Source organism: Streptomyces muensis (genome assembly GCF_021474425.1).
GTDB lineage: Bacteria > Actinomycetota > Actinomycetes > Streptomycetales > Streptomycetaceae > Streptomyces > Streptomyces muensis.
This window is the reverse complement of record NZ_JAKEIP010000218.1, coordinates 1-13880: the sequence shown is the minus strand read 5'-3', so window position 1 is coordinate 13880 and position 13880 is coordinate 1. Positions and strand designations below refer to the sequence as shown.

The following is a 13880-nucleotide window of genomic DNA, read 5'->3' as shown; positions in this document are numbered from 1 at the left end:
CCCGTACACCGCCCCCGGCCCCCTAGTCGTGGACCGCCGCACCCGTCAGGTCTGGGTCGGCGAGATCCCCGTCACGCTCACCCCGAAGGAGTTCGAGCTGCTGGCGCTGCTCACCGAGGACCCGGGTGCGGTCTACTCCCGGCAGCAGATCCTGGACCGGGTGTGGGACCCGCACTACGAGGGCCCGACGAAGACGCTGGACGTCCACATCGCCTCGCTGCGCCGGAAGCTGGGGCATCCGGGGTGGATCCAGACCCTGCGCGGGGTCGGGTTCAGACTGGCGGTGCAGACCGAGCCGGGCGGGCCGCAGGTGTCCTCGCCGTGACCCGCCGGCTGCTGCTCAGCTATCTGTCACTGGCCGCGCTCGTGCTGCTGTGCCTGGAGGTCCCGCTGGGCTTCGTGTACTCGCGCAGTGAGCGCGAGCGGGTGGTGAGCGCGGCTAAGGACGAGGCCGAGTCGGTGTCGGCGTACGCCTCGCTGTCCCTGACCACGGGCCGTGCCGAGCGGGACCTGCCGCGTCGGGTGGCGCACTGCGCCGAGCGGATCGGCGGGACGGTGGTCGTCGTGGACGCCTCGGGCGCCCTGCTGGCCACCTCGCATCCGCTGGCCGCCATCATGTCGTCGAACCTGTCCTCGCGCCCCGGCATCGCGGCCGCCCTGCGGGGCACGTCCACGGTGGACGTCCGTACGTCGACCATCGGCGGCGTCGAGTACCTGTCGGTCGCCGGGCCGGTCCAGCGCGACGGCCGGCTCCAGGGCGCCGTATGGCTGACGCTGCCGACGCGGACGGTGCACGAACGCGTCCATCATGTCTGGCTGTTGCTGGCGCTCGGCGGGCTCGGGGTGCTCACGGCGGTGGCCGTGGTCGGCTTCGCCATCGCCTGCTGGGCCGGGCGGCCGATCCGTGAACTGGAGCGCGCCACCCATGAGTTGGCGGAGGGCGGCCGGGCCAGGCCGGTGACGATGACGAAGGGGCCGCCGGAGGTCCGCCGGCTGGCCACCGCGTTCAACCGTACGGCGGCCCGGCTCGCGCATCTCCTCGCCGCGCAGCGCGCGTTCGCCGGCGAGGCCTCCCACCAGCTGAAGACGCCGCTCGCCGCGTTGCGGCTGAGGCTGGAGAACCTGGAGCCGAACGTCTCCGACCGGGGCCTGGGCAGTCTCACGGCCGCGGTGACGGAGACAGACCGGCTCGCGAGGATGGTGGAGGGCCTGCTGGCCATGGCCCGCCTGGAGGAGGACTCGGCGACGCCCACGCCGGTCGACGTGGGCGCGATCTGTGCCGAACGGCACCGCACCTGGCTGCCCCTCTTCGAGCGGCAGCGGGTCTCCCTGGTGCTGTTCGCGGGCAGTGTCGGACCGGTCCTCGCGGTCCCCGGCGGGGTCGAGCAGATCGTGGACAACCTGCTCTCCAACGCCCTGCGCGCCTCCCCGCCCGACAGCACCGTGACCATCGAGCTACGGCTCCACGTCCCCGCCCGCCGCGCCCTGCGCGACGCGCGCCCCGCCTGGGTCGACCTGCACATCACCGACGAGGGCCCCGGCATGACCGCGGACCAGCGCGCCCGGGCCTTCGACCGCTTCTGGCGTGCCCCGAGCGCCCCCAAGGGCGGCACGGGTCTCGGCCTGTCCCTGGTCCAGCGTCTGGCGCACGCGAGCGGCGGCGAGGCGAGCCTGCACGCCTCGGCCGCGGGCGGCCTGGACGCGGTCATCCGCCTGCCGTCGGCGGAGCCGCCGCGCGAGGGCCACGGCCCGGGCGTCGACCGGCCCGCGCAGCGAAAGCGAGTGATGCCGGTGTTGCGCGCGTGAATGCCGACTGGCAGCTTCGAACCGGGCGCACGGGCACCCACAGGCAGCTCTCAGGTACGCCGTCCGGCGGCCATCAACTGGCCACGGCCCGTCCATCCGGCTCCCCTAGGTTCCATGCCGCCCCCCACGCACGACCCCCGTCGTCGACCGGCGACGGGGCGGTACGACACCTCTTGGAGTGAGAGTGGAACGTCGTAACCTCCTGCGTGCGGCCGTCCTCGGCGGCTCGGCCGCCGTGTTCGGCGGAACCCTCTGGCGCGGCGCCGCGTACGCGGCCCCGGCCCAGCCCGGCACCGGCCCCTACGGGGCGCTGGGCTCCCCCGACGCCAACGGCATCAGACTCCCCGGCGGCTTCACCAGCCGCGTCATCGCCCGCTCCGGCCAGACGGTCTCCGGAACGTCGTACACCTGGCACAACGCCCCCGACGGCGGCGCCTGCTACGCCGACGGGTCGGGCTGGATCTACGTCTCCAACTCCGAGATCAACCCCTCGGGCGGCGCGAGCGCCGTGAAGTTCTCGTCGACGGGCGCGATCACGGCCGCGTACCGCGTCCTGTCGAACACCCGGCAGAACTGCGCGGGCGGGAAGACCCCGTGGAACACCTGGCTGTCCTGCGAGGAGGTGTCCCTGGGCTACGTCTACGAGACGGACCCGTGGGGCACGAACGCGGCCGTGCGCCGTGACGCGATGGGCCGCTTCAAGCACGAGGCGGCGGCCGCCGACCCGGTGCGCAAGGTGATCTACCTGACCGAGGACGAGTCCGACGGCCGCTTCTACCGCTTCGTCCCGTCCACCTGGGGCAACCTGTCCTCCGGCACCCTCCAGGTGATGGTCGCGGGCAGCGCCACGTCCGGCTCCTTCACCTGGGCGAACGTCCCCGACCCGGACGGCTCCCCGACCGCCACCCGCTCCCAGGTGTCGGGCTCGAAGTCCTTCAACGGCGGCGAGGGCTGCCACTACGCCGACGACACGGTGTGGTTCACCACCAAGGGCGACAACCGGGTCTGGCAGCTCAACCTGACGTCGAACACCTACGAGTTGGCGTACGACGACTCCCTGGTCACCTCCGGCACGGCCCCCCTCACCGGCGTCGACAACATCACCGGCGCCTCCTCCGGCGACCTGTTCGTCGCCGAGGACGGCGGCAACATGGAGATCTGCGTCATCACCCCGGACGACGTCATCGCCCCGTTCCTGCGGATCGACGGCCAGTCGGGCTCGGAGATCACGGGCCCGGCGTTCTCCCCCGACGGCAGCCGCCTCTACTTCTCCAGCCAGCGCGGCACCACGGGCAGTTCCTCGGGCGGGATCACATACGAGGTGAAGGGCCCCTTCCGCGCATAGCGGTCACGAAACAGACACATCTCCTCCACATCTCGTCGCCGGGCATTACGGTCATCCCCTCACGCACCACCAGTGGGGGGATGACCCATGACCGGCCCGTACACCACGGCACCGATGCCGCAACCGCCGTTCCGCCCGGCCCCGAAGTGGGCCCGCAAACGCTACGTACTGCCCGCCCTCGCCCTGGCCTTCTTCCTGGGCATAGGCGCGGGCGGCGCGTCCGGCGACGACTCGAAGAACACCGCGGCGGCCCCCAAGGCGGCCTCGCCCCAGCCCACGGTCACCGTCACCACGACGGCCCGGGCGAAGGAACCGGAACCGGCCCCGACGGTGACGGCCACCAAGACGGTCAAGGTCAAGGTCACGACGACCGTCACCGCCACCCCGGCCGCGGACCCCGGCTCCGCCTCCGACGACGACAGCGGCTCCTCCGGCGGCGACGTCTACTACGCCAACTGCACCGAGGCCCGCGCGGCCGGCGCGGCCCCGATCCACCGGGGCGAGCCGGGCTACGCCTCCCATCTGGACCGGGACAACGACGGGGTGGGGTGCGACAGCTGACGACGCTCGCCGGCTACCGCGGCGGACGGTCACTTCACCGGGCCGGGCTCACCTCACATCGACGAAGTCGGCCGAGCCGGTCGTGCCCTGGGTGAGGCTCGTGCCCGCGAAGTCATAGCGGTAGGCGCCGTCCGCCGTCGCCTTCACGGTGGCCGTGGCCCAGCCGTTGCGGTCGGTCTTGACCTTCTTCACCGTGACGAAGGGGCCGCTCGTGCCCTTGCGGTACTGGAGCACCACCTGGTGTCCGATGAGCGGCACGTTCTTGCGCGTCTCCCAACTGGCCACGGTCATCCGGGCCTTGACGACGAGTTCCTTGCCCTTCTTCACCGGCTGCGGGGTGGCCACGGTCTGGGACATGGAGGTCTGGCGCTTGACGCGCGCGAGGTAGGCGCCCTCCCCGCGGGTGACGTCGCCGGCGCCGTCGGTGGCCACGGGGCTGATGGTCCAGACACCGGCGAGGGCGTTGCTGCGGAGGTTGACGTTCGGGTCGGCGGTCACGAGGGCCTCGCAGAAGGAGGTGGTCTCGTTGATCTTCACGCAGTGGGCGTCCGCGGCCATGACCCCGTCGGCGTTCGCCCGGTCCGTCCCGTGCCACAGCTCGTACGACACACTCCGGACGCCGGACGGATCGCTGACCGTCGCGGAGACCGAGAACACCCTCTTCCGCGCGGCCTCCACGCCGACGGTGTAGTCCCGGTCGTGGTTGACATCGATGTTCCAGAACGTCGTACCCGAGTCGTCCCGGTCGGCCCCGGCGGCCGGTCCGGCGACAGCGGTGACGGCCAGGACGGCGCCGAGGGCGGCGGCGGTCGCGGTGGCGGTGGCGGCAATGGCGCGTATGCGCATGGTGCGGTTTCCCCACGCTCGATGAATTGGATGGTGACTTCATCCGCGTGAGACCTGGGGGCCACCCGGGGGGTTGTGCACCCTGCCCGGCCCGTCCCGACTCTTCATCCGGCGGTCGCCTGGGGTTGGCGCAAGCACGGCTCACTGGCCATCACCCCCCTTGCTCAACCTATCGATATTCGATAGGTTTCCATCGTAGCTCGATGGAGGGATGACGTATGGGACAGCTGGCAGTGCGTGCGCTGCGCGCCGTGCTCGTGGTGGTGCTCGCCGGCACCCTGTTCGTACAGGCGTTGATGGTGTGGGTGTTGGTCAGCGGGAGCGACCCGGAGGACGGATCGCTCCCGCTGACCTCGCTGCGCGTGATCACGATCCTGGGCATCGGGACGGCCCAGGTCGCCCTGGTCTGCGTATGGCGACTGGTGACGATGGTGCGACGCGGAACGGTCTTCTCCCACGCCGCCTTCCGGTACGTGGACGTCCTCATCGGCGCGATCGTGGCGGCCGCCCTCGTGTGGTTCTCGGTCACGGCCCTGAACGCGCCCGGCCAGCGGGACGACCCGGGCGTCACGCTCATCATGGGCGGGATCGGCCTGGCCATCCTGGGCGTCGCGCTCATCGTGCTCGTGCTGCGGACGCTGCTCGCCCAGGCCGTCGCCCGCGACGTCGAAGCGGCGCGGATGCAGGCCGAGCTGGACGAGGTGATCTGATGCCGATCGCCGTCGACATCGACGTGATGCTGGCCAGGCGGAAGATGTCCGTGGGCGAACTCGCCGACCGCGTGGGGATCACACCCGCCAACCTGGCGGTCCTCAAGAACGGCCGCGCCAAGGCGGTGCGCTTCACGACGCTCGCCGCACTCTGCGAGGTGCTCGAATGCCAGCCGGGCGACCTGCTGCGCTGGGAGGCGGAGGACACCGCGGACAGCCTTGCCGGGGGTGGGTGAACGGTCTCCCCAGACGATGCAGGTGAGGGCGGCACCCCCGCACAGGGTGCCGCCCTCTTTCGTGCACCGGAGTCGCCGCCCATCGGTCTTGAGGGTCGGGGACGGGCGACGACTCCGGAGTTTTCGGTGGCCGTAGGCCTGACAGACGTGGCCGTACGGCCTAGCGGTGGTCGCTCCCCACCGACTGCGAAGCCGCCCGCCCCGCCTCGAGACGCGCCACCGGGATCCGGAACGGCGAGCAGGAGACGTAGTCCAGTCCCACCTCGTGGAAGAAGTGGACGGACTCGGGGTCACCGCCGTGCTCGCCGCAGACGCCGAGCTTCAGGTCGGGCCGGGTCTCGCGGCCCGCCTTCGCCGCGGCGGCGACCAGCGAACCCACGCCGTCCTTGTCGATCGTCTCGAAGGGGGAGACACCGAAGATGCCCTTCTCCAGGTACGCCGTGAAGAAGCTCGCCTCCACGTCGTCCCGGCTGAAGCCCCACACCGTCTGGGTGAGGTCGTTCGTGCCGAAGGAGAAGAACTCCGCCGCCTCGGCGATCTGACCGGCGGTCAGCGCGGCGCGCGGCAGCTCGATCATCGTGCCGATCGACAGCTTCAGGCGGACGCCCGTGGCGGCTTCGACCTCCGCGACGACCTGGTCGGCCTCCTCGCGGACGATCTCCAGCTCCTGGACGGTGCCGACGAGCGGGATCATGATCTCGGCGCGCGGGTCGCCCTTGGCGTTCTTGCGCTCGGCGGCGGCCTCGGCGATGGCGCGGACCTGCATCGTGAACAGGCCGGGGATGACCAGGCCCAGGCGTACGCCGCGCAGGCCGAGCATCGGGTTCTGCTCGTGCAGGCGGTGGACCGCCTGGAGGAGGCGGAGCTCGTTCTCGTGGGGCTCCTGGCGGGACTCCGCCAGGGCCACGCGGACCGAGAGCTCCGTGATGTCCGGGAGGAACTCGTGCAGCGGCGGGTCGAGGAGACGGATCGTCACCGGCAGGCCGTCCATCGCCGAGAACAGCTCCACGAAGTCCTGCTTCTGGAGCGGGAGCAGCTCCTTCAGCGACTCCTCGCGCTCGGCCTCCGTGTCGGCCAGGATGAGGCGCTCGACCAGCTCACGGCGGTCGCCGAGGAACATGTGCTCGGTGCGGCACAGGCCGATGCCCTGCGCTCCGAAGCGGCGGGCGCGCAGCGCGTCCTCGGCGTTGTCGGCGTTGGCGCGCACCCGCAGCCGGCGCTTGCGGTCGGCGAAGGCCATGATGCGGTGGACCGCCTCCACCAGCTCGTCGGCGTCCTGCGCACCGGCGTGCATCCGGCCCTCGAAGTACTCCACGACCGGGGACGGGACGACCGGGACCTCGCCCAGGTAGACCTTGCCGGACGAGCCGTCGATGGAGATGACGTCGCCCTCCTCCACCACATGGCCGCCGGGGACGGTCATACGGCGGCGCTTGGTGTCGACCTCGAGCTCCTCCGCGCCGCACACACAGGTCTTGCCCATGCCGCGCGCCACGACGGCCGCGTGGGACGTCTTGCCGCCGCGCGATGTCAGGATGCCCTCGGCCGCGATCATGCCGTCCAGGTCGTCGGGGTTGGTCTCCCGGCGGACCAGGATGACCTTCTCGCCCGAACGCGACCACTTGACGGCCGTGTACGAGTCGAAGACCGCCTTGCCGACCGCCGCACCCGGCGACGCCGCGATGCCCCGGCCCACCTGCTCGACCTTGGCGTCGTCGTCGAACTTGGGGAACATCAGCTGAGCGAGCTGGGCACCGTTGACGCGCTGCAGCGCCTCCGCCTCGTCGATCAGGCCCTGGTCGACGAGCTGGGTCGCGATCCGGAAGGCGGCGCCCGCCGTGCGCTTGCCGACGCGGGTCTGGAGCATCCACAGCTGACCGCGCTCGATCGTGAACTCGATGTCGCAGAGGTCCTTGTAGTGGTTCTCCAGCGTCTCCATGATCTGCATCAGCTGGTCGTACGACTTCTTGTCGATCGACTCCAGCTCCGCGAGCGGCACGGTGTTGCGGATGCCCGCGACCACGTCCTCGCCCTGGGCGTTCTGGAGGTAGTCGCCGTAGACGCCCTGGTGACCGGAGGCGGGGTCACGGGTGAAGGCGACGCCCGTGCCGGAGTCCGGGCCGAGGTTGCCGAAGACCATGGAGCAGACGTTGACGGCCGTGCCCAGGTCGCCGGGGATGCGCTCCTGACGGCGGTACAGCTTGGCGCGGTCGGTGTTCCAGGAGTTGAAGACCGCCTCGATGGCGAGGTCCATCTGCTCGCGCGGGTCCTGCGGGAAGTCCCGGCCGGCCTCCTTCTTGACGATCTTCTTGAAGGCGGTGACCAGTTTCTTCAGGTCGGCGGCCTCCAGGTCGGTGTCGACCGTGACCTTCTTGGCCTCCTTGGCCTTGTCGAGGGCCTCCTCGAAGAGGTCGCCGTCGACGCCGAGGACGGTCTTGCCGAACATCTGGATGAGGCGGCGGTACGAGTCCCACGCGAACCGCTCGTTGTTCACCTGCTCGGCGAGGCCCTTCACGGACTTGTCGGAGAGTCCGATGTTGAGGACCGTGTCCATCATTCCGGGCATCGAGAACTTCGCGCCGGAGCGGACGGAGACGAGCAGCGGGTTGTCGGGCTGGCCGAGCTTCTTGCCCATCCGGGCCTCAAGGGCGTCGAGGTGCGCACTCACCTCGTCACGCAGTGCCGCCGGCTCCTCGCCGCTGTCGAGGTAGACCTTGCAGGCCTCGGTCGTGATCGTGAACCCGGGGGGAACGGGAAGGCCCAGGTTGGTCATCTCGGCGAGGTTCGCGCCCTTGCCACCCAGAAGGTCCTTGAGGTCCTTGTTTCCCTCGGTGAAGTCGTAAACGAACTTCGCTACGTGGGGTTCTTTGTTTTCCGACACGGTCTCGACTCCCTCGAGGACGCGGTGGCTGCCCTGACGGCGAGGAACATACCCAGATCGAAGGCGCCTGGGTATGTCTACTCACGCGTCATGCGCCCGTAACCACCCGTCCGCCAGTGGATCGAAAGTCAAGGCTTGGCAAGCCATGACGCCCGGATGTTTTCACTTCTTGAACGCAAGCCCGCCCACAAGCGCGGTTTCCTGCTCATCTGAGCGCCCTTACCGCACGTCTGATTTCGATCGATGAACGATCAAGGGGTGGCACCCAGTGCCACCCCTTGGAGAAGTGCAGCCGCTCAAGATCCGCTCATCTGAGCGCAACCCTTATCAAGGGTGGCGAGAATCACGCTGCCACAGAGGACCGGATTTCACCATGCGGACGTGCTCGCGAGAACGAAACACGGCCGTCACACCCCCAGCGCCACCAGCCGTTCCTCCACCCGCTCCGGCGCGTACAGATGCTCCACGACCAGCGCCCCGGCCCCTACAAGACCGGCCCGCTCCCCCAGCCGTGACGTCACGACGTCCAGATGAGCGGTGGAGCGCGGCAGCGCCCGCTGGTACAGCAGCTCCCGCACCCCGGTGAGGAAGGGTGTCCCGGCCAGGTCGCCGGCGATCATCAGCACCCCGGGGTTGAGCAGCGTCACCACGGTCGCCAGCACGTCCCCGACCTGTCGCCCGGCCTCCCGGGCCAGCGCGGCCGCCCCCGGGTCACCGGCCGCCAGCAGATCCCGCACATCCGACCCGGAGGCCGCCGGCACGCCCGTCTCGGCCAGCCGCCGGGCCACGGCACCACCACTGGCCACGGCGGCCAGACAGCCGTACGAACCGCACCGGCACAGCGCGTCCGCGCCCACCCGGATGTGCCCGATGTCGCCCGCGCCCCCGTCGATGCCCCGGTAGATCGCCCCGTCGACCACCACCCCGGCACCGATCCCGGTCGAGACCTTGACCAGGACGAACGCCGAGCAGTCGGGGTAGGCGGTGCGCTGTTCGCCGTACGCCATGAGGTTGGCGTCGTTGTCGACGAGGACCGGCACCGCCGCGGACCCCGTGTGCTCGCCGAAGGCCCGGGCCAGCCGCTCCCTTATGTCGTAGCCGTCCCAGCCGGGCATGATCGGCGGCTGGACGACCCGGCCGCTCTCGCTGTCCACGGGACCCGGCACCGCCAGCCCGATGCCGCCCACCTCGCCGGCCCGGCGCCCGGTCTTCTCCAGCAGTTCGGCGAACCAGTGCCCCAGCTCGCCCAGCACCACGTCCGGACCGTCCTCGACGACCAGCGCGCCGCTGTGCTCGGCGAGGATCTCGCCGGTCAGCGACAGCACGGCGGCACGGGCGTGCCGGGTGTCGAGGTCGGCGGCGAGGACGACGGCATGCTCGTCGTCGAACTCCAGCGTGATGGAGGGGCGGCCGCCCAACGGCGAGTCCACCGGCCCTCCGGCCCCCTCGCGCAGCCATCCCGCCCGGAACAGCCGGTCGAGGCGCTGGCCGACGGTGGCCCGGGAGAGCCCGGTGACCTGTTGGAGTGCTCCGCGTGTGACGGCCCGGCCGCTGCGCACCAGTTGGAGCAGATCTCCGGCCCCGGTCTGACCCCGTCCCGTCATGCCCCGTCCCGTCATGCGCACCCCCTTGTGTTTCTCAAGCGTGCATTACATATTGAGTTTTGCGTGTTAAATAGACGTAACTCTACGGTCGCACTGGCCGAACCGGTCAGCCGCACGTCTCTCGGGGAGTGCCGAGTGGATCGCACCGCCCAACTCGTTGCCCGTTCCACGGAACGCTCGATCGCATACGATCCGCCGGGTCCACCACCTTCGCCGGCACCTTCTCCGGCGCCTTCTTCACCCGCGTCGCCGCACGTCAGAGCCGCGAAGGTGCTGGAGGACAACTGGACCGGCACCTCCACGGTCCCCTCCCGCAACCTGTACCCGCACCAGTGGTCCTGGGACTCGGCGTTCATCGCGATCGGCCTCAGGCACATCTCGCCGTTACGGGCGCAGACCGAGCTGGAGACACTGCTCGCCGCCCAGTGGGACGACGGCCGTGTCCCGCACATCGTCTTCAACCCCTCGGTCCCCCTCGACGCCTACTTCCCGAGCCCCGACTTCTGGCGCTCATCGACCGCGGGCCGCGCCGCGGGCGCCCCGCGCACCGTACAGACCTCCGGCATCGTGCAGCCACCGGTGCACGCGCTGGCGGCCTGGCTGGTGCACCGTGCCGACCCCGGGCTGTCCCGGGCGCGCGGCTTCCTCACCCGGATGTACCCCCGCCTCGCCGCCTGGCACCGCTACCTCCTGCACCGCCGGGACCTGGGCGGCGCCGGCCTCGCGTCGGTCGTGCACCCCTGGGAGCAGGGCATGGACAACAGCCCCTGCTGGGACGCCCCGCTGGCCCGCGTCACCCCCGCCCCGGCCCGCTCCTTCCGCCGCGCCGACCTCGACCACGGGGCCCCCGAGGACCGCCCGACGGACCTGGACTACGGCCGCTACGTCCGACTGGCGACGGCCTACCGCGACGGCGACTACGCGGATGGCAGCGGAGACTTCGCGGTCGAGGACCCTGCCTTCAACGCCCTGCTCATCGCCTCCGAGCACGCGCTCGCCCGGATCGCCGAGGAGTTGGGCGCGACCGGCACGGCCCGGCAGGCACGCGCGAGGCGGCTGACGGCGACCCTGGTCGACCGCCTCTGGGACCCGGCGGGGAACATGTTCTTCTGCCGCGACGTACGAGGCGGAGAACTCGTCCCCGAACGAGCCGTCTCCGGCCTGATCCCCCTCCTCCTGCCCGACCTGCCCGCAGACATCGCGTCGACCCTCATCCGTACGACGCGGTCCGCCCACTTCGGCCTCGGCACCTCCACCCGCCTGGTCCCGAGCTACGACCTCCTCGGCGAGGCCTTCGATCCGCACCGCTACTGGCGCGGCCCGGCCTGGTTCAACACCAACTGGCTGCTGGAGCGCGGCCTGCGCACCCACGGGGAGCACCGGCGGGCCGACGCACTGCGCCAGGCGGTCCTGGACATCGCGGACAGCTCCGACTTCGCCGAGTACGTCGACCCGTACACCGGCGAGGCCTGCGGTGCGACCGGCTTCAGCTGGACCGCCGCGCTCTCGCTGGATCTGCTGCACAGCCACACCGACCCCACCGCGGTCAAGGAACTCAAGGGAGGGAACCGGCGATGACCGACCGGCATCATCTGCTCGTGTTCGGGGGAACGTTCGCCGCCGTGGGCGACGGCGGCGACATCAGCGGCGTACGGACCGCCGGCTCCCCGGAGGGGTTATTCGTACGCGACGCCCGCCACCTCAGCCGCTGGCAGCTCACCGTCGACGGTGCGGTGCCCGAGACCCTGACCCCGGTCGCCGACGGAGACACGGCCCGCTGCGTGCTGGTCCCCCGCGGCGGCCGCAACGAACCCCCCGCCTACACCCTCTTCCGCGAACAGGCCGTCGGCGACAACTCGTTCGTCGAGTCCCTCCGCGTCACCAGCAACCGGCCCGTCCCGACGACGATCCGGCTCGCGATCACCGCCGACGCCGACTTCACCGACCAGTTCGAGCTGCGCTCGGACCACCGCACCTACGCCAAGTCCGGCGCGACCCGCTCCCGCCAGGTCCTGGACCACGGAGTGGAGTTCACCTACCAGCGAGCCGACTGGCGCTCACTGACCACCGTGACGGCCGACCCGCCCCCCGACACGGTGGAGGAGACAGGCACAGGCGCCCGCCGCCTCCTATGGATCCTCGACCTGCCCCCACACGGCACCGAGGAACTCACCCTCCGAGTGATGGCCCGCCCCCACGGCGACAAACGAGCACTACGAGTCCCCCGCTCCCCCTCCGCCCTCACCACCCAACTCCTCTCCCTGGAGGGCGAGTTCGTCGAAGGAGTGGCCTTCCCGACCGGCTGGCCCGAACTGGCGGCCGCCTGCGCCCGAGGCCTCGCCGACCTGGCCGCGCTCCAGGTCCCGGCGACGGGCCCCGACGGCGAGGAACTGCGCGTCCCCGCGGCCGGCGCCCCCTGGTTCCTGGCCCTCCTGGGCCGAGACGCCCTCCTCACCTCCCTCTTCGCCCTCCCCTACCGCCCCCAGCTGGCCGCCGCCACCCTCCCCGCCCTCGCCGCGACCCAGGCGACGGAGAACAGCCTCGACGCCGTCTCCCAGCCCGGCAAGATCGTGCACGAGGTACGGCACGGCGAGCTGGCGCACTTCGCCCAGGTGCCCTACGCCCGCTACTACGGTTCGGTCGACGCGACCCCGCTCTTCCTGATCCTCCTGGGCGCACACGCGGAACAGACCGGCGACTTGTCGATGGCCCGCCGCCTGGAACCCCACGCCCGCGCGGCGATCGGCTGGATGCTGGACCACGGCGGCCTGACCTCCCGCGGCTATCTGGTCTACCGCGCCGACCAGGGCGGTCTGGCCAACCAGAACTGGAAGGACTCCCCCGGCGCCATCTGCTCCGCCGACGGCACCCGGCCCGGCGGCCCCGTGATGGCGGCGGGCGCCCAGGGCTACGCGTACGACGCCCTGCGCCGCACGGCCTGGCTGGCCCGTACGGCCTGGCAGGACGAGACGTACGCGGCCCTGCTGGAACAGGCGGCCGCCGACCTGCGCGACCGTTTCCAGCGGGACTTCTGGATGCCGGAGCACTCGTTCCCCGCCCTGGCCCTGGACGGCGGCGGCCACCAGGTGAACGCCCTCGCCTCCGACGCGGGCCACCTGCTGTGGTCCGGCCTGCTGGACAAGGAGTACGGCGAGGCGGTGGGCCGCCGCCTCCTGGAACCGGACTTCTTCTCGGGCTGGGGCGTGCGCACCCTGGCCTCCGGCCAGCCCGCCTACCACCCCCTCTCCTACCACCGTGGCTCGGTCTGGCCCCACGACAACGCCCTGATCACCCTGGGCCTGGCCCGCTACGGCCTGCACGACGAGGCCCGCACGGTCGCCCACGCCCTGGTGGACGCGGCCACCACAACCGGCCACCGCCTCCCCGAGGTCCTCGCCGGCTACGGCCGCGACACCCACACCGAACCGGTGCCGTACCCCCACGCCTGCGTACGCGAATCCCGCTCGGCAGCGGCGCCGTTGGCCTTGCTGACGGCGGTGGGCGGAGCGTAGAGGGTAAGCAGAGAGGGCGTGGAGATGGCGTTGAGGAGATCCTGAGAAAGCGAGGCGAGAGGAAAGCCGCGGACCGTCGCGGACCGCCGCGGGCCTGTTGGCCTGGCGTTTGCCGGGTGTTTGCCGAGCGCTGGGGCGCAGTGGCTGAACACGGCCCGACGGCGGCCCGTACGAGGGTGTGGCGGGCCCCCAGCCTCCCCAGCGAGGCCCGCCACACACTCCACCTGGGGACTCGCACGGAAGGACCTCCGGGTGCCCACCTCCACACACCAACACCAGCAACCGCCCAAGAACACCCCCACCGCCTCACCCGACAAGGCCCCAAACCCCACCGACCCGAACATGCCGGGGGTGTTGCCGCCGGGTGGGGTGGGCGGTG

11 protein-coding genes are annotated in these 13880 nt (G+C 71.2%); 8 read left to right on the top strand and 3 right to left on the bottom strand.

All coding sequences use genetic code 11. From position 1 onward, the window contains the following. The 4 genes from L0P92_RS33895 to L0P92_RS33880 all read left to right on the top strand — a co-directional run. Positions 1-325: winged helix-turn-helix domain-containing protein (locus tag L0P92_RS33895; RefSeq protein WP_234766884.1), on the top strand; the 325-nt coding region annotated here is incomplete at its 5' end. After that, positions 322-1806: a sensor histidine kinase gene (locus L0P92_RS33890; protein WP_234766883.1), complete on the top strand. Its 1485-nt coding sequence runs from the start codon at positions 322-324 to the stop codon at positions 1804-1806. The genes L0P92_RS33895 and L0P92_RS33890, both read left to right, overlap by 4 nt. Before the next feature lie 184 nt (positions 1807-1990). After that, a complete protein-coding gene (locus L0P92_RS33885; protein ID WP_234766882.1) occupies positions 1991-3151 on the top strand; it encodes an alkaline phosphatase PhoX in 1161 nt (386 codons plus the stop codon). A gap of 87 nt (positions 3152-3238) precedes the next feature. Beyond that, positions 3239-3712, top strand: coding sequence for an excalibur calcium-binding domain-containing protein (locus L0P92_RS33880; protein WP_234766881.1), 474 nt, complete (start codon positions 3239-3241; stop codon positions 3710-3712). A 48-nt stretch (positions 3713-3760) separates the two neighbouring features. On the opposite strand, the gene L0P92_RS33875 is transcribed toward L0P92_RS33880, so the two are convergent. After that, positions 3761-4558 carry a hypothetical protein gene (locus L0P92_RS33875; RefSeq protein ID WP_234766880.1) on the bottom strand — a complete coding sequence of 266 codons (798 nt, stop codon included), beginning with the start codon at positions 4556-4558 and terminating at the stop codon, positions 3761-3763. Positions 4559-4776: 218 nt separating this feature from the next. On the opposite strand from L0P92_RS33875, the gene L0P92_RS33870 reads away from it, so the two are divergent. Further along, positions 4777-5268, top strand: coding sequence for a DUF2975 domain-containing protein (locus L0P92_RS33870; protein ID WP_234766879.1), 492 nt, complete (start codon positions 4777-4779; stop codon positions 5266-5268). Next, positions 5268-5504, top strand: coding sequence for a helix-turn-helix domain-containing protein (locus L0P92_RS33865; protein ID WP_234766878.1), 237 nt, complete (start codon positions 5268-5270; stop codon positions 5502-5504). The genes L0P92_RS33870 and L0P92_RS33865 overlap by 1 nt, the downstream gene beginning before the upstream one ends. Before the next feature lie 160 nt (positions 5505-5664). On the opposite strand, the gene ppdK is transcribed toward L0P92_RS33865, so the two are convergent. Both ppdK and L0P92_RS33855 read right to left on the bottom strand, forming a co-directional pair. Continuing rightward, entirely contained in the window at positions 5665-8385 is a 2721-nt protein-coding gene (ppdK, locus tag L0P92_RS33860) for a pyruvate, phosphate dikinase (protein WP_234766877.1), read from the bottom strand. 407 nt (positions 8386-8792) lie between these two features. Next, positions 8793-9989 carry an ROK family protein gene (locus tag L0P92_RS33855; RefSeq protein ID WP_234766885.1) on the bottom strand — a complete coding sequence of 399 codons (1197 nt, stop codon included), beginning with the start codon at positions 9987-9989 and terminating at the stop codon, positions 8793-8795. A 135-nt stretch (positions 9990-10124) separates the two neighbouring features. Here L0P92_RS33855 and L0P92_RS33850 point away from each other — a divergent pair, with 135 nt between their 5' ends. After that, the gene (locus L0P92_RS33850) at positions 10125-11567 is read left to right on the top strand and encodes an MGH1-like glycoside hydrolase domain-containing protein (protein WP_234766876.1); all 1443 of its coding nucleotides are present in this window, start codon (positions 10125-10127) and stop codon (positions 11565-11567) included. Then, complete coding sequence (locus L0P92_RS33845; protein ID WP_234766875.1) at positions 11564-13501, top strand: amylo-alpha-1,6-glucosidase; 1938 nt, start codon at positions 11564-11566, stop codon at positions 13499-13501. Before L0P92_RS33850 ends, L0P92_RS33845 begins: the two co-directional genes overlap by 4 nt. Positions 13502-13880: the final 379 nt, after the last annotated feature.